This is a genomic window from Micromonospora zhanjiangensis, from assembly GCF_042650605.1.
Classification (GTDB): domain Bacteria; phylum Actinomycetota; class Actinomycetes; order Mycobacteriales; family Micromonosporaceae; genus Micromonospora_J; species Micromonospora_J zhanjiangensis.
Genome location: NZ_JBHSBN010000007.1, coordinates 74,903 through 96,710, shown reverse-complemented (window position 1 = coordinate 96,710; position 21,808 = coordinate 74,903). Strand labels below are relative to the sequence as shown.

Below are 21,808 nucleotides of genomic sequence, written 5' to 3'. Positions count from 1 at the left end.
AACAGCTAACGCCACCTGTCCAAGACTCCTACGGGCGGCGGGTAAGGGGCCGGGTAGCGTGTTGCGTCGTGCGGAACTCGACCTCGCCCCACCTGATCCTCGCCTCGGCCAGCCCGGCCCGGCTCAAGCTGCTGCGCGCCGCCGGCATCGAGCCGGAGGTGCTGGTCAGTGGGGTCGACGAGTCGACCGTCGACGCCGAGAAGGCCGACTCGCTCTGCCTCGACCTGGCCCGGCTGAAGGCCGAGGCGATCGTCGACCGGGTCCGCGCCGACCAGGCCGCCGGCCGGCGGGAGATCCCGCCCGGCACGCTGGTGCTGGGCTGCGATTCGGTGCTCGCCTTCGACGGGGAGATCCTCGGCAAGCCGACCGACGCCGCCGACGCGACCGCCCGCTGGCGGCGGATGCGCGGCCGCAGCGGCGTTCTGCACACCGGGCACTGCCTGATCGAGACGGCACCCACCCACGCGGGCGACGGCGGGCACACCGCGGGCGGCGCGGGCGGCGGGCACGCGGACCGGCGGGCCGAGGCGGTCGCCGCCACGGTGGTGCACTTCGCGGACGTCAGCGACGCGGAGATCGCCGCGTACGTGGCCACCGGCGAGCCGTTGCAGGTGGCCGGGGCGTTCACCATCGACGGGTTGGGCGGTCCGTTCGTGGAGCGGGTGGAAGGGGACGCGGCCACGGTGGTCGGGTTGTCCCTGCCGTTGCTGCGGCACCTGCTCGGCCGGTTGGACGTACGGATCACCGATTTGTGGCACGATCCCACGCCGGGCGGCGAGGCGGCTCCCCCGTTGCACTAACGTCGCATCATGACGACGAAATCCGTGCCGCTGACCGACGAACTGCACAGCTACCTGGTCGCACACGGCACGCCGCCGGACGAGATCGCCCGCGACCTGTACGACGAGACCCGGGCGGTGCTGCCCGAGGACGCCGACATGCAGATCGCCCCGGAGCAGGGTGCCTTCCTGACCTTCCTCACCCGGCTGCTGGACGTGCGGCAGGCGGTCGAGGTGGGCACCTTCACCGGTACGTCCGCACTGGCCATCGCCCGCGGTCTGGCCGCCGGCGGCCGGCTGACCTGCTTCGACATCTCCGAGGAGTTCACCTCGATCGCCCGCCGCTACTGGGACCGGGCGGGGGTCGCCGACCGGATCGAGTTGCGCATCGGACCGGCGGCCGAGCAACTGCGTACGCTGCCCGCCGAGCCGCACCTGGACCTGGCCTTCATCGACGCCGACAAGACCGGCTACCCGATCTACTGGGCCGAGCTGGTGCCCCGGATGCGATCCGGCGGCGTCATCCTGGTCGACAACGTGCTGCGAGGTGGCCGGGTGCTGGCCCCACAGAACGAGGGAGACCGCGCCATCGCCGCCTTCAACGACGCGGTGCGCTCCGACGAACGGGTCGACCTCGTCATGCTCCCCGTCGCCGACGGCCTCACCCTGGCCCGCCGCCGCTGACCCCACGACGACGGGTCAGGACGAGGCCGGGGAGGTGAGGGATGGCGGGGCGACCGCGACGGGGCGGAGTGCGCGGCCGAGGCGGAGGGTGAGCAGGGCGGCCAACGCGATGAACAGCGGCAGCAGCAGGAACGCCAGGTGCGGGCCGATCCCGTCGGCCACCCGGCCGAGGAGCACCGGGGCGATGCCGAAACCCACCGCCATCGAGTACGTCGACCAGCCCGCCGCCCGGTCCGCCTGGTCCCCGGCGGCGGTCAGTGCGATCGAGATGGCCAGCGGGTAGTGCAGCGCGTTACCCAGCCCGAGGACGAGCAGACCGGCCACGGCCAGCCAGCCGACCGGCGAGACCCAGAAGACCACGAACCCGAGGAAGGACACGCCGAGCGCAGCCAGCAGCAGCGGCACCGGCGCCACCCGCAACGCGAGCCGGCCACCGGCCAACCGGCCGAGGAACATGCCGGTCACGATCGCGGCCAGCGCCGCCGAGGCCCGCCCGGCCGACAGCCCGGCGTGGGTACGCAGCACGTCGGCCGCCCAGAGCGACAGGCACACCTCGATCGAGCCGGTCACCGACATCAACACCCAGGCGATCCAGTACGCCCGCGGCAACCGCACCCGGGTCGGGGCGGTCAGCCCGACGGGTTGGGCGGCAGCCGCGGGAGCGGGGGCGGTTTTCGGTAGGCGTACCCGGAAGCTGCGGGCGACCAGCGCGACGAGCGCGATCAGGCCGACCTCGGCGGCCATGGCGGGCCGCCAGCCCAGGCCGGCGCCCACGGCGAGCCCGATCAGCAGCGGCGCGAGGATGCCCATGCCGGCGCAGGCGGCGTTGGCCTCGCTGAGCGCGGCCGGCGCGGCCGGACCGTGGTGGGCGGAGAGCAGCACGTTGATCCCGCCGAGCAGCAGCATGCCGAAGGCGGCGACGACCACGACGGCGGCCAGGGTGGCCGGCAACGGGCGGAGCAGGCACAGCGCGCCGACCGAGGCGGCGACGCCGCCGAGGCCGAGCCAGCTGGTCGGGCCGCGACCGATCCGGCGGGCCACCAGGGGGAACAGGTAGCCGCCGAGGACGGAACCGACCGCGATGCCGATGCTGTGCAGGCCGGCCACGGCGGTGCTGGTGCCCTGCTCGTCGCGCAGCAGCGGGACCAGCGGACCGAAGCCGTAGAGGAAGAAGCCCCAGAGACCGAGCTGGGCGTAGAGCAACCAGGTGATCCGGTCGCGGGCGAGGCGGGGCACGGCCCGAACGGTACGTGCGTTCGGGCCGGCCCCGCCGCCTGCTGAGAGGGAGGTCTCAGCGGACGCTGCGGGCGAACAGCCGGGCCGCCCAGACCACCGCGAGTACGGTGATCACGCCCATGATCGTCAAGCCCTGCCAGACCGAGTCGTCGCCGATGTGGCCGGCGAACAGCGCCCGTGCCCCGTCCACGGCCCAGGAGAACGGGTTCCAGTCGGCCACCCGCCTGAGCCACTTCGGGGCGAAGGCCAGCGGCAGCAGGATGCCGGAGAGCAGCAGCACCGGCTGGGCCACGGTGTTCATCAGCGGGGCGAGCGCGTCCTCGCTCTTGACCATCAGGGCCACCCCGTAGGACAGCGTCGAGGTCATCATCGCGATCAGGGCCAGCAGCAGGTACGCCAGCAGCAGGTGGCCCAGTTGCACCCGCAGCCCGAAGGCCAGCGCCAGCAGGGTGATCAGCATGGCCTGGACCAGCAGCGACACCACGTCCCGCAGGGACCGGCCGAGCAGCAGCGCGAACCGGCTGACCGGGGTGACCCGGGAGCGTTCGATCACCCCGGCCCGTAGTTCGGCGATCAGGCCGAAGCCCTGGAACAGCCCGCCGAAGATGGCCAGCAGCACCAGCAGACCGGGAACGAAGATGCGGTAGGTGGCGGCGTTGCTGTACCCGGCCAGCGGGGCCAGCACCGGCTTGAGCAGCGGCGCGAAGAGCAGCAGGTACATCACCGGCTGGAAGATGCCGACGAAGACCCAGATCGGGTTGCGCCAGAGCAGCAGCATCTGACGCTGGAAGATCAGCCAGGTGTCCCGGGCGAGTTTCATCGGTTGCCTCTCTCAGCTTTCCCGCAACGAGCGGCCGGTCTTGGTGAGGAACACGTCGTCGAGGCTGGGCCGGTGCAGTCCGATGGTGTTCAGCGTGACGCCGGCACCGTCCAGGGCGCGCAGGATCTGCGGCATCGCGGTCGCGCCGTCGTCCACGTGCAGCCGCAGGCCGCCCTCGTCGGGCGTTTCCAGCTTGGTCACGTACGGCTGGGTGTCGAGCATCTCGGTGGCCCGGGCGACCGGTCCGTCGATGCCGATGGTGACGATGTCGCCGGAGATCTCCCGCTTGAGCTCGGCCGGTGTCCCCTCGGCGACGATCTCGCCGTGGTCCATGATGGCGATCCGGTCGCAGAGCGCGTCGGCCTCGTCCAGGTAGTGGGTGGTGATGAAGACGGTCATCCCCTCGCCGCGCAGCCGCCGGATCTCGTCCCACATGTGGGCCCGGCTCTGCGGGTCGAGGCCGGTGGTCGGCTCGTCCAGGAAGACGATCCTCGGCTGGTGGATGATGCCGAGCGCGATGTCCACCCGGCGGCGCTGACCACCCGAGTACGTCTTGCACTTGCGGTCGGCGTACTCGGTGAGCTGGAACGCGGCCAGCGCCTCGGTGGCCCGGCGCTGGGCGTCGGCCTTGGCCAGGCCGTACATCCGGCCCTGCAGGACCAGTTCCTCGCGGGCGGTGGACTCGTCCCAGGTGCTGCCGCCCTGGGCGACGTAGCCGATCCGGCGGCGCACCTCGGCGGGGTCGGTGCGCAGGTCGGCGCCGGCCACCCGGGCGTCGCCGCCGTCCGGCTCGATCAGCGTGGCCAGCATCCGCAGCGTGGTCGTCTTGCCGGCGCCGTTGGGTCCGAGGAACCCGAAGATCTCCCCCTCGGCGACGGTGAGGTCGACGCCCCGGACCGCGTCGACGGTCTTGGTGTCCCTGCCCTGTCGGGAGCGGAAGGACTTCCGCAACCCTCTGGTTTCGATCATTTCGACTCCCGGTCGACCGGGCCGGCCCGACGGCCGACCGCATTCCCCCGAGGAGCGACGCCATGCGGCGTGCGCCCCGACGCTGGGGTCGAGGCTATAGGCGATATATCTTCATGGTCAAGCTTGATTATTTCTCGTCAGTCTCGTCGGTCCCGTTCGACGGCCGGCGGGCATCGTCCACGACGGCCCAGCCCTGGCCGGCGAGGCCCTCCGGCAGGTACGGAATCCCGGACTCGACCCGCTCGGCGATCCGGTCGCACCAGGTCGCCTCCGCGTCGGCCCGGCTCTGCCAGAGTTCGAACAGCCACGCCACGTGTACCGGTTTGGAGGTGCGGATCCAGTCCGACTCCAGGGACGCGGCCATCGAGGCGCTCGCCGCGCGCAGCAGCCTCGCCCGGTTGCGCAGCGCCGCCACCGCCTCGTCCCGGGGCATCGCCGGCAGGAACGAGAACGCCGCGGCGAACGGGTCGGTCGGGGTCCGCAACTGCCACCACTGGTCGCGCAGCAGCGTCTCGAACTCGTCCACCCCCTTGGCGGTCACCTCGTACGTGGTCCGGGCCGGCCGGGCGCCGACCTGCTCGGTGGCGACCGCGCGGAGCAGCCCCTCCTCGGTCAGCTTGCGCAGCGCGTGGTAGATCGAACCGGGCTGGACGTTGGCCCACTCGTCGGCGTTCCAGCTCAGCAACTCGCGCCGTACGTCGTAGCCGTGCACCGGCTGCATCCAGCGGACCAGGCCCAGGATCATCATTCGGGTGGCAGACACGGCAACCAGCGTAATAGCCAAGTTTGAATAAGCCATCCGCAGTGCGCGATCCCACACTGAGCGACCGTTAAGTTGATCATATCGGCCGATACACTCCCGGTCAGTGCCGAGCAGAAGAGGGGACCGTCACCGTGCGCAAGGTACTGATCGCCAACCGGGGTGAGATCGCCGTCCGGGTCGTCCGCGCCTGCCACGACGCCGACCTGGGCAGCGTCGCCGTCTACGCCGACTCCGACCGGGACGCGCCGCACGTCACCCTCGCCGACGAGGCGTACGCCCTGGGCGGCGACTCGGCCACCGACACGTACCTGCGGATCGACAAGCTGATCGACGTCGCCGCCCGGTCCGGCGCCGACGCGGTCCACCCCGGGTACGGCTTCCTCAGCGAGAACGCCGACTTCGCCCAGGCGGTGATCGACGCCGGGTTGACCTGGATCGGCCCGACCCCGCAGGCGATCCGCGACCTGGGCGACAAGGTGACCGCCCGACACATCGCCCAGCGGGCGGGCGCCCCCCTGGTGCCCGGCACGCCCGACCCGGTCGGCGGGCCGGACGAGGTGCTCGCCTTCGCCGTCGACCACGGCCTGCCGGTGGCCATCAAGGCCGCCTTCGGCGGCGGCGGGCGCGGGCTGAAGGTGGCCCGGACGATGGAGGAGATCCCGGCGCTGTTCGAGTCGGCGACCCGGGAGGCGGTGGCCGCGTTCGGCCGGGGCGAATGCTTCGTCGAGCGCTACCTGGACCAGCCGCGGCACGTCGAGGCGCAGGTGCTGGCCGACACGCACGGCAACGTGGTGGTGGTCGGCACCCGGGACTGCTCGCTGCAGCGCCGGCACCAGAAGCTGGTCGAGGAGGCGCCCGCGCCGTTCCTCACCGCCGAGCAGCGCGAGCAGATCCACACCAGCGCCAAGGCGATCTGCCGGGAGGCCGGCTACCACGGCGCCGGCACGGTCGAATACCTGGTCGGCGCGGACGGCACCATCTCCTTCCTGGAGGTCAACACCCGGCTGCAGGTGGAGCACCCGGTCACCGAGGAGACCGCCGGCATCGACCTGGTCCGCGAGCAGTTCCGAATCGCCGACGGCGAGAAACTGCGGCTGTCCGCGGACCCCACCCCGCGCGGCCACGCGATCGAGTTCCGGATCAACGGCGAGGATCCGGGCCGCAACTTCCTGCCCGCCCCCGGCACGGTGACCGCACTGCGGCTGCCCGCCGGACCGGGCGTCCGGGTGGACGCCGGCATCTCGGCCGGCGACGTGATCGGCGGCAACTTCGACTCGCTGCTGGCCAAGGTGATCATCACGGGCGAGACCCGGGCCGAGGCGTTGCAGCGGGCCCGCCGGGCGCTGGACGAGATGGTGGTCGAGGGGATGGCCACCGCGCTGCCGTTCCACCGCCTGGTGGTCCGGGACGAGGCGTTCACGGCCGAGCCGTTCCGGGTGCACACCCGGTGGATCGAGACCGAGTTCGACAACACCGTACCGCCGTTCGACGCGGCGGCCGCGGCCGCCGCCGAGGGCCCGGCCGAACGCGACACCATCGTGGTCGAGGTGGGCGGCAAGCGGCTGGAGGTCAGCCTCCCCGCCGGCCTCGCCACCGGTACGACCGGCGGCGCACCGGCCGCCCGGAAGCCGGCCCGGCGCGGGGGTGCCGGCGCCAAGGGCGGTGCCGCGGCCGGTGGAGACGCGCTCACCTCCCCGATGCAGGGCACCATCGTCAAGATCGCGGTGGCCGACGGGGACACCGTGGCCGAGGGCGACCTGGTCGTGGTGCTGGAGGCGATGAAGATGGAACAGCCGCTGCACGCCCACCGGGCGGGCACGGTCAGCGGCCTGTCGGCGGAGGTCGGCGCGGTGATCACCGCGAGCTCGGTGATCTGCACCATCGCGTGACCGGCGCCGGGGCTCAGTGCAGGGCCTCGGCGGCCGCGGCGTGCACCGCCTCGGTGAGCGCCGTCAGCACCGTCGAGTCCAGCCGCCAGTGCTGCCAGTACAGCGGCACGTCGACCGGGCGGGCCGGGTCCAGCTCGACGCACGCCCCGCAGGCGAGGTCGGGACGGACCAGCCGGTCCAGGATCAGCGCCCAGCCCAGCCCGCGCCGGACCGCCTCGGAGAAGGCCGGCACCGACGGCAGGTAGTGCACCGGCGGGTCGAGGTCCCGCCCGACCACCGCGCGGATGAACCGGTGCTGCACCCGGTCCTTGCGGTCGAAGACGAGCACCGGCGCCACGGCCAACGCCGCCGGGGTCAGCCCGTCGGCGAACCAGCGTCCGACCACCGCCGGGGCGGCCACCGCCCGGTAGCGCATGGCGCCCAGGGGGCGTACCCGGCAGCCCTGCACCGCCTCCCGCTGGGCGGTGACCCCGGCCATCACCGAGCCGTCGCGGAGCAACTCGGCGGTGTGGTCCTGGTCGTCCTGGCGGATGTCGAAGGAGACCGCCAGCTCCGCCGGAAGGCGGGCCAACGCGTCGACGAACCAGGTCGCCAGGGAGTCGGCGTTCACCACCACGGCCACCCGGGACGCCGTACGGGCCCCGGCCAGCGACCCGCGGGCCTCGGCCAGTGCCTCGCCCTCCAGCAGGGCGAACTGGCTGGCCAGTCGGAGCAGCGGGCGGCCGGCCTCGGTGGCCCGGCACGGCCGGCTGCGTCGGACCAGCACCTGCCCGACGCTGCCCTCCAGCGCCCGGATGCGCTGGCTCACCGCCGACTGGGTCACGTGCAGCAGCCGGGCCGCCGCCTCGAAGCTGCCCTCCGCGACCACGGCGGCCAGCGTGCGGAGCTGAACGGAATCGAGTCCTTCCATCAGCAAAGCTTATGGTATAGCAGATCCTTTAGTTGGACTGCTGGGGCGGTGCCACCTAGCGTCGTGGCGTGCCCGATGTCCTCGCCTCCGCCCTCGCCGGACTCACCGTCTCGGGCGCCCTGATCGTCGCGATCGGCGCGCAGAACGCCTTCGTGCTCCGCCAGGGGCTGCGCCGGGAACACGTCGCCGTGGTGGTGTTCATCTGCGCCGCGTCGGACGCCGTGCTGATCGGCGCCGGGGTGGGCGGCTTGGGCTCGGTGCTGGGACACCGACCGGAGTTGACGGCCCTGCTCCGGTGGGGCGGTGCGGCCTTCCTCCTCGGTTACGCGGTGCTCGCCGCCCGCCGCGTACTCCGCCCGGGCGCCCTGCGGCCGGACGACCAGCCCCGAACCGCCCTGCGGGTGACGGTGCTGACCTGCCTCGCGTTCACCTGGCTGAACCCGCACGTGTACGTGGACACCCTGCTGCTCCTCGGCGGGATCGCCCAGCAGCACGCCCACCGGTGGGCCTTCGGAGCCGGCGCGGTGACCGCCAGTTTCACCTGGTTCTTCGCGTTGGGCGTCGGCGCGGGCCGACTCGCGCCGCTGCTCGCCCGTACCGGCGTGTGGCGGGCGCTCGACGGCGCGGTCGCCGTGCTGATGGCCGCGACGGCGACGGTCCTGCTGCTGGACGGGTGAGCCGGACGTGTTTTCCGCGACCACCGGCGGCGGACGGGGCGGCTGGCCAGGAATGATTGCCGGGTGAGGTTCCTTCATGACGCGGTTCCCGCGTACGACCTGACCTACAACGACGTCTTCATGGCGCCCAACCGCTCCGAGGTGGCGTCTCGGCTCGACGTCGACCTGGCCACGGCCGACGGCACCGGCACCACCCTCCCCCTGGTGGTCGCGAACATGACCGCGGTCGCCGGCCGGCGGATGGCCGAGACGGTGGCCCGGCGCGGGGCCGTCGCGGTGATTCCCCAGGACATCCCGATCGAGGTGGTGGCCGACGTGGTCGCCTGGGTCAAGCGGCGGCACCTGGTGCACGACACGGCGATCACCCTCGGCCCGACCGACACCGTCGGCGACGCGATCCACCTGCTGCCGAAACGGTCGCACGGCGCGGTGATCGTGGTCGACCCGGACGGCCGGCCGATGGGCGTGGTGACCGAGGCGGACACCGAGGGCGTGGACCGGTTCGCCCAGCTCCGGCACGTGATGTCGACGGAGTTGCACACCGTGTCGGCGGACGCGGACCCGCGCGCCGGCTTCGACCGGCTGCACGCGGGCCGGCGCCGGCTCGCCCCGGCGGTGGACGCCGCGGGTCGGCTGGTGGGCGTGCTGACCCGCCAGGGCGCGCTGCGGGCCACGCTGTACCGCCCGGCCGTGGACGACGCGGGACGGCTGCGCGTCGCCGCCGCGGTGGGCATCAACGGCGACGTGACGGGCAAGGCCGCCGCCCTGCTGGCGGCCGGGGTGGACACCCTGGTGGTGGACACCGCGCACGGGCACCAGGAACGGATGATCTCGGCGCTGCGGGCGGTCCGCAAGCTGGACCCGGCGGTCCCGGTCGCGGCCGGCAACGTGGTCACCGCCGAGGGCGTACGGGACCTGGTGGAGGCGGGGGCCGACATCGTGAAGGTCGGTGTCGGGCCGGGCGCGATGTGCACCACCCGGATGATGACCGGCGTCGGCCGACCCCAGTTCTCGGCCGTCCGGGACTGCGCGGCGGCGGCCCGGGCACTGGGCCGGTACGTCTGGGCCGACGGCGGCGTACGCCACCCCCGGGACGTGGCCCTCGCGCTGGCCGCCGGCGCCTCGAACGTGATGATCGGCTCCTGGTTCGCCGGCACCTACGAATCCCCCGGTGACCTGTTCACCGACCCGGACGGCCGGCGCTACAAGGAGAGCTTCGGGATGGCCTCGGCGCGCGCGGTCAGCGCCCGTACCGCCGAGGACAGCGCGTTCGACCGGGCCCGCAAGGCGATCTTCGAGGAGGGCATCTCGTCCGCCCGGATGTACCTGGATCCGGCCCGACCCGGCGTGGAGGACCTGATCGACGAGATCATCTCCGGGGTCCGGAGCGCGTTCACCTACGCGGGGGCCGCCACCATCGAGGAGTTCCACGAACGGGCCCTGGTCGGCGTGCAGAGCACCGCCGGCTACACCGAGGGCATGCCGCTGCCGACCAGCTGGTGAACCGCGCGGCGCCTCCGCCGGTGCGCCACCGCGCCACGGGTCAGGGGAACAGCCTGCGGGCGACGGCCCGCGCGGCGGCCTCGGGGTCCGCTCCGACCTGGGAGGGCAGGGCACCGGACAGCCACAACGTGGCGAAGCCGTGCACGATCGACCAGGCGGCGAGGGCGTCGACGTCCGGGTCCTGGCCGGTGCGCCGGGCGACGCCGCCGCGCAGGATCCGCCGGGTCCGGTTCCGGGCGGCGAGCAGTTCGGCGTCGTCGGCGCGGTAGAGGTCGGGGCGGAACATCACCTCGAAGTGTGCGCGGTGCCGGACCGCGAAGCCCACGTACGCCACCCCGATTTCCAACAGGTCGTCTCCCGCCGCCCGGAGCGCGTCGGCGAGCAGGTCGAAGCCCTGCGTGGCGAGCGCGGTAAGCAGCCCCGCCTTGTCCCCGAAGTGGTGGGCGGGAGCCGCGTGCGACACACCGGCCCGGCGGGCCAGGTCACGCAGGCTCAGGGCACCCGGTCCGGACTCCCCGATCACCTCCGCCGCCGCGCCGAGCAGGACGCGACGCAGGTCGCCGTGGTGATACGCGCGGGTCGCTGCCATGCCCACCACTCTAACTTGTCGTTGACAAGATTCCACTTCTCGCCGATTCTTGTCAGTGACAAGATTGCTCGTCGGAGGAAAGAGGACATCTCGTGGCACCCCTGATCGCCCTGATCGCCGGCACCGCCGCGGCCCGGATCGCCGGCCTGCTCGGCATCGCCGCCCTGGACGGCTGGCATCCCGCCCTGCGGGCCGGTCTCGCCCTGATGTTCGCGCTGACCGGGCTGGCCCACTTCGCCTCCCGCCGGGCCGACCTGGTCGCGATGGTCCCGCCCCGACTGCCTCGACCCGACCTGCTGGTCACCGTGACCGGCGTACTCGAACTCGCTGGTTCGCTCGGACTGCTCGTGCCGGTGACCGCCCGCTGGGCCGCCGCCGGACTGGCGCTGCTGATGCTGGCCATGTTTCCGGCCAACGCCTCGGCCGCGCGGCGCGGGCTGACCCTCACCGGACGGCCGGTCACCCCGCTGGGAGTGCGCACCGTGCTTCAGGTCGTCTTCGTCGGTGCCGCGCTCGCCGTAGCCGTCGGTGGTCGAGCATGATGGTTCTCCCGGCTCGGGTCACGGCCGCGGCGCGGATTCCGACCCGGAACGCGACGAGGCCCCGGGCGGATCGCCCGGGGCCTCGTCGACGGATCTGAACGTCAGTGCGGCGCGCCGGGGAATCCCGGCGTCGTCGTCATCACCATCGCACTGCGCATACCGGCGACCGTACGCCGCCGCGTCGGGCCGGTGCAGCCGGTTTTCGCCGCCGCGACACCGCGCGCCGCGACGGTGGGGGACGGCCCGCCGGCACGGGACCTGCCGACGGGCCGCTACGGCCGGGTCGTCAGGAACGGGGCCCCGGCGTCCCGGGCCGGCCCGTCAACGGTACGCCGCGCGGCCGTCCGCCGTGCCCCGCGCGTGGCCCGCCGCCGGGGTGGCGTCCCGCCCGGGTACGGCCGCGGTGTCACTCCTGTTCGTGCAGCATCAGCTGGCGGGCCGCCTCGGTGAGCGAGCCGGACAACGACGGGTAGATCGTGATCGTGTGGGCGAGCTGGTTGACGGTGAGATGGTTCTCCACCGCGATGGTGATCGGCAGGATCAGCTCGCTCGCCTTCGGCGCGACCACCACGCCGCCGATCACCTGGCCGCTGGCCGGCCGGCAGAACAGCTTGACGAACCCGTCCGAGAGGTCGTCCATCTTGGCCCGGGCGTTGCCGGCCAGCGGCAGCATCACCTGGCGGGCCGGCGTACGGCCGGAGTCCACCTCGTCCTGGGACACCCCGACGGTGGCCAGTTCCGGATCGGTGAACACGTTCGCCGCGACGGTCCGCAGCCGCAGCGGCTGGACGGCCTCGCCGAGCGCGTGCCACATCGCGATCCGGCCCTGCATCGCGGCGACGCTGGCCAGCGGCAGCACCCCGGTGCAGTCACCGGCGGCGTAGATTCCCGGGACGTTGGTCCGGGACACCCGGTCGACGGTGACGTAGCCACCCCGGGCGACCTCGACGCCGTACTCGGGCAGGCCCAGTTCGGCGGTGTTCGGCACGGAACCGACAGCCATCAGCGCGTGCGAGCCGTGCACCACCCGGCCGTCGGCGAGCACGACCTCGACCCCGTCGCCGGTGCGGCGGACCGACTCGGCCCGGGAGTTGTTCAGGATGCTCATCCCCCGGGAGCGGAACACCTGCTCGATCGCCATCGCGGCGTCGGCGTCCTCGTGCGGCATCACCCGGTCCCGGCTGGAGACCAGGGTCACCTCCACCCCCATCGCCAGGTAGGCGCTGGCGAACTCGGCGCCGGTGACACCCGAACCGATCACGATCAACCGGTCCGGCAGGTCGGGCAGGTCGTAGACCTGACGCCAGGTGAGGATCCGCTCGCCGTCCGGGACCGCGCTGGGCAGCACCCGCGGCGTGGCCCCGGTGGCGATCAGCACCGTGGCGGCGTCGATCGAGTACGCCGAGTCACCGTCGTCCGGGGTGACCAGCACCCGGTGGGTGTGACCGAGCGTGTCCTCGCCGAGCCGGGCCCGGCCGGAGACGAAGGAGACCCCCGCCTTGATCAATTTGGCCTGGATGTCCGCGGACTGCGCCAGGGCGAGCCGCTTGACCCGCTCGTGCACGGCCGCGCCGTCGACGGTGACCGCCTCCAGCCCGTCCGAGTGGACCCCGAACTCCTCCCGGTCGCGGTACCCGGTCACCACCTCTGAGCTGGCGATGAAGGTCTTGGACGGGACGCAGTCGGACAGGACGCAGGCGCCACCCGCCCCCTCGGCCTCGACCACGGTGACCTCCGCGTCCAGTTGCGCGGCGACCAGGGCCGCCTCGTAACCGGCCGGCCCCCCACCGATGATCACGATGTGGCTCACAGTCCTCGCCCTCCGTTGTCGATCACAGTGACTTTCTTCTCCCGAACCCGTCCGACACGCACCGTCGTATTCTCCCCCACCCGTCCACCGGGCTATCGTCATCGCCGTGCGTCATTACGCCGCGTACGGCTCTAACCTCGACCCTGCCAGGATGCGGGCATATTGTCCGCATTCCCCGATGGTGGGTACCGGCTGGCTGGAAGGCTGGCGGCTCACCTTCGCCGGCGAGGGGGTGATCGGTTGGGAGGGCGCGGTGACCACCATCGTCGAGTCCCCCGGCGACCGGGTGTTCGTGGCGCTCTACGACGTCCATCCCTGGGACGCCAGCCAGCTCGACGATATCGAGGGCGTCGCGGCCGGCACGTACCGGAAGCTGCACGTGCGGGTGGTCACCCTGGACGGCGAGGTCACCGCCTGGGTGTACGTCTTCGACGGGTACGAGGGCGGCCTGCCCACCGCGTGGTACCTCTCCGAGATCGCCAACGCGGCGCAGAAGGCCGGCGCCCCGGACGACTACGTGGCCGAGCTGCGTACCCGGCCGACCGGCACCGCCACCGCCTGAGCCGGGCCGGGCCGGATCAGACCGGGGTCAGCCCGCGGCGCATACCGTGCGCTGGAAGATGTCCGCCTCGAACACCGGGGTCATGCCCACCGACCGGTAGAGCCGGGCCGCCTCGGTCGGGTTGGCCAGGTCCACGCCCAGGCCGGCGGACCGGCGCCCCTTGGCGGCGTACCGGGCGAAGGCGGCGGCCAGCAGCGCGGCCCCGATCCCGCGCCGTCGGTGGTCGGCCGACACCGACAGGTAGCGGACCCAGCCCTCGTCCTGGTCCAGCATCCGGTCGGAGGACTGCAGGATGCCCGCCGGCATTCCGTCGACCTCGGCAACGAACCACTCGTCCCAGGCCACCGTCGGCTCGGCGGCCACCCGCTCCCACCACTGCTCGTACGTCGACGGCTGGTGGTCCGGCAGGGCACCGAAGCCGGCCTCCAGGATCTCGTGGAACCGCCGCAGGTCGGCGGCGTCGTCCGGGCGTACCGGCCGGATCCGCACCCCCGCGGGCGGCCCGGGCGGCTGCGCCGGCAGGCCGGTCAACGGGCGGCGCATCCGGGCGTGCCGCTTGTGGAAGTCGAAGCCGGCGGCGCGCAGCGTCCCGATCCAGCGCCGCTCGGTGGGGATCGCACCGGCACTCAGGGTCAGCACCGGGTGCCCGAACTCGGTGGCCCGCTCGGCCACCCGGTCGAGCTGGGCGGCGAGCAGCGGCGCCAGGGCCGGTTCCCCCCGGTCGGGATGGACGAACACCTCGACGAACTCCTGGTCCGAGCCGGTCGGGTTGTCCAGGTAGGTCCAGCCGACCACCTCGCCGGCCGGATCCACGGCGAGCAGCGAGTCCCGGGCCGGGTCACAGTTCGGTGCGGTCAACGCCTCCCGGACGGTGTCCAGGGTGGAGTCCGGTTCGCCGGTCGAGGCGAGCTCGCTGGCCCGCAGCACGGCCAGGATCGCCGACTGGTCGGCGAGGGTGGGGCGGCGGGTGGACCAACCGTCGGGAATGCGCACGCCAGCAGCTAACCCGACCCGGCTCCCGGACGCCGCTCATTTTCCGGCCCGTCGCCCGAACCGCCGGCGCGGGGCGGACCGGCGGCGCGGGGCGGACCGGCGCCGTCCGGGTCGGCCCCGCCCGGCTCTGCCCCGTCACGCCCGGCCGGAGGGCGGATGCGCGCGTGCAGAGCGGCCAGCCCGGCGGCGTACTCGGCCCGCTCGACCGGCGACAGCACGGCCAGCGCGGCGCCGACCAGCCGGTCGCCGATGGCCTGGGCCAGCAGCCGTCGGCGGACCAGCGGGCCCACCGCCGGATACGGCGGCGGCCAACCGTGCGCGGCCGCCCCGGCCACGCCCTCGTCCCCCGCCACCAGGGCGTCCCGCGGGCTCATCCCGACCGCCCGGACGCCGAGCAGGTAGCTCCCGCCGACGAGTTCACGCAGCACGTAGAGCAGGGCGGCCAGCCGCGCGGCCGGCGCGTCGTGCGGCACCGACATGGCCCGCCACGCCGCGAACAGCGGCAGACCGGCGCCGTCCGCCCCGGCGACCACCCGACCGCACAACCCCACCAGCCGGGGCAGCTCGGGAGCGCCGCTGAGCCGCTCGACGCCCCACCGGCAACACTCCACCAGGTTGCCGGCCGCCACCTCCGCCGGGCGGGCCGTCCGGCCGGCGGTGTCCCACCCGTCGGCGACCGCCTCCGGGGCGATGAAGCCGATCGCCGCGGCGACCGTCTCGGCGTGCACGTCGCCGAGGGCGCCGCCCCGGCCGGTGACGTAGAACGCCCAGCCGGAGAGCCCGACCAGTCGCGCCCGCCGCAACGTACGGGGACACTCCCCCGGCGCGCGGCCCAGGGCGAGCACGCTGGGCCGGCTGACGGTGGCGGCCTGTTCGGGGGTCAACGGCGGCCTTCCTCTGTCCGATCGCGGGACCGGCACCCGCCGGTCACCCGCCCGAGTCTGCCCCTGCCGACCGGTCCGCCGCTGCCCCGCCACCGCCCGGCCCGGCTAAGGCTCCAATGCCTCGATCGCGGCCTGCACCTCACCGGCGTGCCGGCGGGCCGCGCTCACCGACCGTTCGGCGGTACGCCGGGCCAGCTTGCACCGGCTCGCCTCCTGTTCGGCGGCGGCCCGGCGGCGCTCCAGGTCGGCCAGCGCGGCCTCGATCCGGACCAGTTCGTCGGCCGCGGCGCGTTCGGCCGCCGCCGCCCGGTCGAGTTCCGCCTCGGCCCGGTCCACCTCGGCCCGGGCGCCGGCGTACTCCCGGTCCAGCACCCTGCGGCGGTCGGCCGCCCGGCGCCGGTCGGCGGCCGGTCCGGCCCGGTCCGGGGCTGCCGGCCCGGCCCGGTCCGCGGCTGCCGGCCCGGCCCGGTCCGCGGCTGCCGGCCCGGCCCGGTCCGGGGTCCGCCCGGCCGGCCGGTCCACCGGCCGGGTCGGCTCACCGGCGCCCCCGGTGACCAGCCGCAGCTGCGGCCGGGGGACCTCACCGAACCCCGCGTAGCTGGCCGCCCGGACCAGCCGCCCGGACCGCACCTGCCCGGCCACCTCGGCGTCCGAGAGGGCGGCGTTCAGGGTCGCCTCCACCTCGGCCATCGGCAGCTTCCCGACGGCCAGCCGGGGATCCGCCTCGACCGCCAGCGCGCGGGCCGCGCCGACCAGCGCGGTCACCACCCCGCGCCGCTGGGCGGACAGCTCGCGCAGTTGCGCACCGCGCAACTCCCGCTGCGCCGACCGGAGCGCCTCGGACAACTCGACCAGCTCGGCCGTCAGGTCGGGCCGGCGGTGGGCCAGCAGGTTCACCAGCCAGGCCGCGACGGTGGGCTTGCGCAGTCCGGCGATCCGCCGGGCGGCGGCGGCGTCACCGGCCGCCCGGGCCGCTCGGGCCGCCTCGTCCCGGGCCGCCACGAACCCGTCCGGGGCGGCGGTGTAGAGCCGCCGGACCACCTCGTCCGGCACGTCTGTCATCGCGGTGGTCATTCGGGCAGCACGGTGCCCGGTTCCAGCCGGGCGTACTCGCACCCGGCCAGCCGGCTCAACACACCGGCGGTGACCTGCTGACCGGCGTCGCTGAGCAGCGCGTCGTGCAGGGCGTACGCCCGGCGTGGCGCGACCGCGCGGACGAACTCCACCGCCTCGGAGAGCTTGAGCCAGGGCGCGGAGACCGGCACGAAGAGGGTGTCGACGGTGACGTCGTCGGGCACGTCGAACGAGTCGCCGGGGTGGTAGACGCGGTCGTTGACCACGAAGCCCAGGTTCGGCACCCGGGGGATCTCCGGATGGATGTCGGCGTGCAACCCGCCGTACGCCCGTACCGGCATGCCGGCCGCGGTGAACGTGTCACCACTGTCCACCGTCGTCACCACGCCGGCCAGGGCGTCCAACTTGGACGCCACGGCGGCGTTGGTGTGCACGGTCACCGACGGTCGCCTGGCAAGGGCGTCGGCCAGCGCTCCCACGTCCAGGTGGTCGGCGTGTTCGTGGGTGATCAGCACCGCGTCCACCCCGTCCAGGGCGGCCGGTTCGGTGAACATTCCCGGGTCGATGACCAGCACCCCGCCGTCGTGCTCGACGCGTACGCAGGCGTGGCCGTACTTGGTCAACCGCACCGCAACCTCCTTGCAGCCGAATCGTGACTCCCGCACCCGCAGTCTGCCGGAACCCGGGCGTCCGCGTCGCGCGTCTGACCGACACGTCGACAACGGGAGGAACGACCATGGGTGGGACGGGACGACGGACGACCGTACTGGTGGCGGTGGCGGGGGTGGTGACGGCGACCGTCCTGTTGACCGGGTGCGGCGCGGGAGCGGACCGGACCGCCTCGCGGTCCGACTCCGCCGCGGGCGGGCCGGCCGCGGCGCCGGACGGCGGCGCGAACCAGGCCGGGCCGGCCGGCGCCGCGGAGGGTGCCGACGCCGCCGGCAAGTCCGGAACCACCGCGGCCGACCTGCGGATCGGGCAGCGGGCGATCATCTACACCGGCTCGATGACGGTACGGGTGAAGCAGCTCGACCGGGCCGCCACCGAGCTCACCTCGATCGTGACCGGAGCCGGCGGTTTCGTCGGTGGTGACAAGCGCAGCTCCGACTCGTCGGACTCGACCGCCACCCTGGAGCTGCGGGTGCCGGCCGACCGGTTCGCCGCGACGCTGGAGCGGATCGCCGGGCTGGGCGAACCCGAGCGGCGGGACATCAGCACCCGGGACGCGACCGAGGAGACGGTCGACCTGGACGCCCGGATCGCCACCCAACGGGCCCGGGTGGACAGCGGCCGGCGGCTGCTGGCCCAGGCGAAGTCGCTGAGCGACCTGGTGATGCTGGAAGGCGAGGTGGCCAAGCGGGAGGCCGACCTGGCCTCGCTGGAGGCGAAGAAGCGCCGACTGGCCGACCTCACCGCGCTGTCCACGATCACGGTGACCCTGCTCGGGCCGGACGCCACGCCGGTCGTCACCGTCCCCGAGCCGGGCTTCCTGACCGGTTTGAAGGGCGGCTGGGCGGCGTTCCTTGCGGCGCTCGGCGTGCTGCTGACCGTGCTGGGCGCGCTGTTGCCGTGGATCGTCGCGCTGGGCGTACCCGGCTACCTCGGCTACCGGCTGGTCCGCCACCGGCGGCGGCGGTCCCGGCCCGCGACGCCGGTCGTCGGCGCGGCCGCGCCGACGACCGACTGAGCCACCGTCAGGTGCCGGCCAGCGCCTCCAGGGCGGTGCAGACGAGCAGCCGCACGCCGACCGCGATGGCCCGTTCGTCCACGTCGAACGTGGCCCGGTGCAGGTCGGCGTTGGCGGTGCTGCGTCCGACACCGAGCCGGGCCAGGGCGCCGGGGACGGTCTCCAGATACCAGGAGAAGTCCTCGCCGCCCATGCTCTGCGGCGTCTCGGCGATGCCGGTCGGCCCGAGCGAGGCGGCGGTGGCGGCGGAGAGCACCCGGATCGCCCGGGCGTCGTTGACCACCGGCGGTCGACCGCGCAGGTACTCGATGTCCAGGGTGGCGCCGGTCGGGGCGATCACGTCCCGGACCACCTGGGCGACGATCTTGGGGGCCTTGTCCCAGGTGTCCCGGTCCAGCACCCGCAGCGTGCCGGCCGCGACTGCCTCGGTCGGGATGACGTTGTAGCGGGTGCCCGCGGTGGCGTGCCCGAAGACCAGCAGCAGGCCGCTGTTGGCCGGCACCCGGCGGCTGATCAGCGCCGGCACCTCGGTCACCAGCCGGCCCAGCGCGTCGACCAGGTCGACGGTCAGGTGCGGTCGGGCGGTGTGTCCACCGGGACCGGTCAGCCGGACCGTGACGTTGTCGGCGGCCGCCGTGATCGGACCGACCCGCAGGCCGATCTGACCGACCGGCAGGTTCGGGTCGCAGTGCAGCGCGAAGATCTGGGTGACCTCGTCCAGCCCGCCGGCCTCGATGACCTCCAACGAGCCGCAGGGCAGGATCTCCTCGGCCGGCTGGAAGATCAGCCGGACCCGGCCGGACAGCTCACCCTGCCGGGCCAGCCGGGCCAGCAGCGCGGCCACCCCGAGCAGCACGGTGGTGTGCACGTCGTGCCCGCAGGCGTGGCAGACCCCGTCCACCGTCGACCGGTACGGGACGTCCTTGGCGTCGTCGAGCGGCAGCGCGTCGATGTCGGCGCGCAGCGCGACCACCGGGCCGCCGGGCCGGCCGTCGACGTCGCAGATCACGCCGTTGCCCTTGGGCAGCATCCGGGGCGTCAGACCGACCGCGGTCAGCTCGCGGGCGATCAGCGCGGCGGTGTCGTGCTCCTGGCCGGACAGCTCCGGGTGGGCGTGGATGAACCGACGGGTGGCCACCAGGTTCGGCAGCCGCAGGGCGAGGAGCCGATCCAGCTCGAACGGCAGCGGGCGGGCACCGGGCAACTCCGGCCAGGGTGCCACCGGACCGGGGGTCGGCAGGGTCAGCGCACTCGTCACGTCGAATTCTCGATCACTACTAGAAGCGGATGGATCATCGGGGATGACAGCAGACAGCCTAGACCTCCGACGGTGACTCTGCGCAACCTCGTTCTGGTAGTAGTCAGAACGCACAGAGTCACGAATGCCCTGGTAAGAGCGCTCGGAAATGAACGGAACAGCACACGGATCGTTATCTTGGACCGCCATCTGTCCCCGCACCTCCTACAACGCGTGACGGTTGTGCCGGTCACGATCGGCGGCCCGCCGCCCGGACTTCGTCCGGATTGTCGCACTTGACGGGGCGCTCGCCTGGGCAAACGGTTCACGTCACCCGGCGGCGCAGGCCGGTGCACACTGCACATTCGCACGCTCCGGGAACGCCGGTGCGCACACCATGTCCGTCCATGTTCCTGGTACCCGAAAAGCCGACGGGCAACCCATCGGCGTGATCGTGTCACGCCGGGGTCGCCCGTCGGTCACCGGCGATCAGAAGGCGTCGTTCGGCCGGTAGGCGCCCCATACCTCCCGCAGCGTCCCGCAGACCTCGCCGACGGTAGCCCGGGCCCGCAACGCGTCCTTCATCGGATAGAGCACGTTCGAGGAACCGCCGGCGGCCGTACGCAGGTCGGTCAGCGCGCGTTCGACAGCGCCCGCGTCCCGGCCGGCACGCAGCTTCGCCAACCGCTCGGCCTGGGCCGCCTCGATCGCCGGGTCGACCCGCAACGGCTCGTACGGCTCCTCCTCGTCGACCGCGAACCGGTTCAGCCCGACGACGACCCGCTCCCCCGCGTCGATCTGCTGGGCGATCCGGTACGCCGACGTCTCGATCTCCCGCTTCTGGAAGCCGGCCTCGATCGCCTCCACCGCCGAGCCGTACCCGGCCACCCGGTCCATCAGCGCGGTCGCCGCGGCCTCGATCTCGTCGGTCATCGCCTCCACCACGTACGAGCCGGCGAACGGGTCGACCGTGGCGGTCAGGTCCGTCTCGTGGGCCAGCACCTGCTGAGTACGCAGGGCCAGCCGGGCCGCCTTCTCGGTGGGCAGCGCGATCGCCTCGTCGAAGCTGTTCGTGTGCAGCGACTGGGTGCCGCCGAGCACCGCGCCGAGTCCCTGCACCGCGACCCGGACCAGGTTGACCTCCGGTTGCTGGGCGGTGAGCTGCACGCCGGCGGTCTGGGTGTGGAACCGCAGCATCCACGACTTCGGGTCGGTGGCGCCGAACTCGTCCCGCATCAGCCGGGCCCAGATCCGCCGGGCCGCCCGGAACTTGGCCACCTCCTCCAGCAGCGTGGTCCGGGCCACGAAGAAGAACGACAGCCGGGGCGCGAAATCGTCCACCGCGAGCCCGGCGTCCAGCGCCGCGCGGACGTACTGGATGCCGTTGGCCAGGGTGAAGGCGATCTCCTGGACGGGCGTGGCGCCGGCCTCGGCCATGTGGTAGCCGGAGATCGAGATGGTGTTCCACCTCGGCACCTCCGCGCGGCAGTAGGCGAACGTGTCGGCCACCAGCCGCAGCGAGGGCTTGGGCGGGAAGATGTACGTCCCGCGCGCGATGTACTCCTTCAGGATGTCGTTCTGGATGGTGCCCTTCAGGGCCGTACCGGCGATCCCGGCCTCCTCGGCCACCAGCTGGTAGAGCAGCAGCAGCACCGAACCGGGCGCGTTGATCGTCATCGAGGTGGAGACCTGGTCCAGCGGGATGCCGTCGAACAGCAGCCGCATGTCCTCGATCGAGTCGATCGCCACGCCGACCTTGCCGACCTCGCCGTGGGCGATCGGGTCGTCCGAGTCGTAGCCCATCTGGGTGGGCAGGTCGAAGGCGACCGACAGGCCGGCGGTGCCGGCCCGCAGCAGCTGGTGGTAGCGCGCGTTGGACTCGGTGGCGGTGCCGAACCCGGCGTACTGCCGCATCGTCCACGGCCGGGAGGTGTACATCGTCGGGTAGACACCCCGGGTGTACGGGAACTCACCCGGCGCACCGAGCCGCTCGGGGAGTCCACCGGGCACGTCGGTCGCGTCGTAGACCGCCTTGATCGGGAAACCGGACTCGCTGGACCGCCGTTCAGTCATGTCCGGATGGTAGGGCGTGCGGTCGGACCTGTGGTTGCGGGATCCGACGCGGTGCGCCGGACACCCGTACGAGCGGTGAGGATCCCGGCACGCATGGTCGCGGTGTGGAAAACACCGCCGGGGCGAC

20 protein-coding genes and 1 pseudogene are annotated in these 21,808 nt (G+C 73.3%); 8 read left to right on the top strand and 13 right to left on the bottom strand.

Going from position 1 to position 21,808, the window contains the following annotated elements:
• The first annotated feature begins 68 nt into the window (after positions 1–68).
• Positions 69–800, top strand: coding sequence for a Maf family protein (locus tag ACFOX0_RS12705; RefSeq protein ID WP_377545042.1), 732 nt, complete (start codon positions 69–71; stop codon positions 798–800).
• 9 nt (positions 801–809) lie between these two features.
• Positions 810–1,463 (top strand): O-methyltransferase, encoded by a 654-nt coding sequence (locus ACFOX0_RS12700; protein ID WP_377545040.1) that lies wholly within the window; start codon positions 810–812, stop codon positions 1,461–1,463.
• Positions 1,464–1,478: 15 nt separating this feature from the next.
• On the opposite strand, the gene ACFOX0_RS12695 is transcribed toward ACFOX0_RS12700, so the two are convergent.
• The 4 genes from ACFOX0_RS12695 to ACFOX0_RS12680 all read right to left on the bottom strand — a co-directional run bounded on the left by ACFOX0_RS12695 (position 1,479) and on the right by ACFOX0_RS12680 (position 5,236).
• On the bottom strand, positions 1,479–2,699 hold the full coding sequence (locus ACFOX0_RS12695; protein ID WP_377545038.1) for an MFS transporter: 1,221 nt from the start codon (positions 2,697–2,699) through the stop codon (positions 1,479–1,481).
• Between the two features lie 55 nt (positions 2,700–2,754).
• Positions 2,755–3,519: an ABC transporter permease gene (locus tag ACFOX0_RS12690; protein WP_377545036.1), complete on the bottom strand. Its 765-nt coding sequence runs from the start codon at positions 3,517–3,519 to the stop codon at positions 2,755–2,757.
• 12 nt (positions 3,520–3,531) lie between these two features.
• Positions 3,532–4,488 (bottom strand): ATP-binding cassette domain-containing protein, encoded by a 957-nt coding sequence (locus ACFOX0_RS12685; RefSeq protein WP_377545034.1) that lies wholly within the window; start codon positions 4,486–4,488, stop codon positions 3,532–3,534.
• A gap of 127 nt (positions 4,489–4,615) precedes the next feature.
• Positions 4,616–5,236: a PadR family transcriptional regulator gene (locus ACFOX0_RS12680; RefSeq protein ID WP_377545446.1), complete on the bottom strand. Its 621-nt coding sequence runs from the start codon at positions 5,234–5,236 to the stop codon at positions 4,616–4,618.
• A 146-nt stretch (positions 5,237–5,382) separates the two neighbouring features.
• Here ACFOX0_RS12680 and ACFOX0_RS12675 point away from each other — a divergent pair, with 146 nt between their 5' ends.
• A complete protein-coding gene (locus ACFOX0_RS12675; protein WP_377545032.1) occupies positions 5,383–7,140 on the top strand; it encodes an acetyl/propionyl/methylcrotonyl-CoA carboxylase subunit alpha in 1,758 nt (585 codons plus the stop codon).
• A 13-nt stretch (positions 7,141–7,153) separates the two neighbouring features.
• On the opposite strand, the gene ACFOX0_RS12670 is transcribed toward ACFOX0_RS12675, so the two are convergent.
• On the bottom strand, positions 7,154–8,050 hold the full coding sequence (locus tag ACFOX0_RS12670) for a LysR family transcriptional regulator ArgP (RefSeq protein WP_377545031.1): 897 nt from the start codon (positions 8,048–8,050) through the stop codon (positions 7,154–7,156).
• Between the two features lie 68 nt (positions 8,051–8,118).
• Between ACFOX0_RS12670 and ACFOX0_RS12665 the strand changes: the two genes are divergently transcribed.
• Positions 8,119–8,727 carry a LysE/ArgO family amino acid transporter gene (locus ACFOX0_RS12665; protein WP_377545029.1) on the top strand — a complete coding sequence of 203 codons (609 nt, stop codon included), beginning with the start codon at positions 8,119–8,121 and terminating at the stop codon, positions 8,725–8,727.
• Positions 8,728–8,790: 63 nt separating this feature from the next.
• Positions 8,791–10,230, top strand: coding sequence for a GuaB1 family IMP dehydrogenase-related protein (locus tag ACFOX0_RS12660; protein WP_377545027.1), 1,440 nt, complete (start codon positions 8,791–8,793; stop codon positions 10,228–10,230).
• A gap of 40 nt (positions 10,231–10,270) precedes the next feature.
• On the opposite strand, the gene ACFOX0_RS12655 is transcribed toward ACFOX0_RS12660, so the two are convergent.
• Positions 10,271–10,819: a TetR/AcrR family transcriptional regulator gene (locus ACFOX0_RS12655; RefSeq protein WP_377545025.1), complete on the bottom strand. Its 549-nt coding sequence runs from the start codon at positions 10,817–10,819 to the stop codon at positions 10,271–10,273.
• A 92-nt stretch (positions 10,820–10,911) separates the two neighbouring features.
• Here ACFOX0_RS12655 and ACFOX0_RS12650 point away from each other — a divergent pair, with 92 nt between their 5' ends.
• On the top strand, positions 10,912–11,361 hold the full coding sequence (locus ACFOX0_RS12650; RefSeq protein WP_377545023.1) for a DoxX family protein: 450 nt from the start codon (positions 10,912–10,914) through the stop codon (positions 11,359–11,361).
• A 406-nt stretch (positions 11,362–11,767) separates the two neighbouring features.
• On the opposite strand, the gene ACFOX0_RS12645 is transcribed toward ACFOX0_RS12650, so the two are convergent.
• Positions 11,768–13,171 carry an NAD(P)H-quinone dehydrogenase gene (locus ACFOX0_RS12645; protein WP_377545021.1) on the bottom strand — a complete coding sequence of 468 codons (1,404 nt, stop codon included), beginning with the start codon at positions 13,169–13,171 and terminating at the stop codon, positions 11,768–11,770.
• 106 nt (positions 13,172–13,277) lie between these two features.
• Between ACFOX0_RS12645 and ACFOX0_RS12640 the strand changes: the two genes are divergently transcribed.
• Complete coding sequence (locus tag ACFOX0_RS12640; RefSeq protein WP_377545019.1) at positions 13,278–13,733, top strand: gamma-glutamylcyclotransferase; 456 nt, start codon at positions 13,278–13,280, stop codon at positions 13,731–13,733.
• A 27-nt stretch (positions 13,734–13,760) separates the two neighbouring features.
• Here the strand turns inward: ACFOX0_RS12640 and ACFOX0_RS12635 are convergent, their stop codons facing one another.
• From ACFOX0_RS12635 to ACFOX0_RS12620, 4 genes and pseudogenes are all read right to left on the bottom strand, one after another.
• Positions 13,761–14,726 carry a GNAT family N-acetyltransferase gene (locus tag ACFOX0_RS12635; protein WP_377545017.1) on the bottom strand — a complete coding sequence of 322 codons (966 nt, stop codon included), beginning with the start codon at positions 14,724–14,726 and terminating at the stop codon, positions 13,761–13,763.
• Positions 14,727–14,887: 161 nt separating this feature from the next.
• Positions 14,888–15,610: pseudogene (locus ACFOX0_RS12630) on the bottom strand (SCO6745 family protein); the annotation flags it as partial.
• A gap of 105 nt (positions 15,611–15,715) precedes the next feature.
• A complete protein-coding gene (locus ACFOX0_RS12625; RefSeq protein ID WP_377545013.1) occupies positions 15,716–16,672 on the bottom strand; it encodes a hypothetical protein in 957 nt (318 codons plus the stop codon).
• An 8-nt stretch (positions 16,673–16,680) separates the two neighbouring features.
• Positions 16,681–17,313 (bottom strand): MBL fold metallo-hydrolase, encoded by a 633-nt coding sequence (locus ACFOX0_RS12620; protein WP_377545011.1) that lies wholly within the window; start codon positions 17,311–17,313, stop codon positions 16,681–16,683.
• Positions 17,314–17,420: 107 nt separating this feature from the next.
• Here ACFOX0_RS12620 and ACFOX0_RS12615 point away from each other — a divergent pair, with 107 nt between their 5' ends.
• The gene (locus ACFOX0_RS12615) at positions 17,421–18,371 is read left to right on the top strand and encodes a DUF4349 domain-containing protein (RefSeq protein ID WP_377545009.1); all 951 of its coding nucleotides are present in this window, start codon (positions 17,421–17,423) and stop codon (positions 18,369–18,371) included.
• 7 nt (positions 18,372–18,378) lie between these two features.
• On the opposite strand, the gene ACFOX0_RS12610 is transcribed toward ACFOX0_RS12615, so the two are convergent.
• Both ACFOX0_RS12610 and ACFOX0_RS12605 read right to left on the bottom strand, forming a co-directional pair.
• Positions 18,379–19,629: an amidohydrolase gene (locus tag ACFOX0_RS12610; protein WP_377545007.1), complete on the bottom strand. Its 1,251-nt coding sequence runs from the start codon at positions 19,627–19,629 to the stop codon at positions 18,379–18,381.
• Positions 19,630–20,097: 468 nt separating this feature from the next.
• A complete protein-coding gene (locus ACFOX0_RS12605; RefSeq protein WP_377545005.1) occupies positions 20,098–21,681 on the bottom strand; it encodes an acyl-CoA mutase large subunit family protein in 1,584 nt (527 codons plus the stop codon).
• Positions 21,682–21,808: the final 127 nt, after the last annotated feature.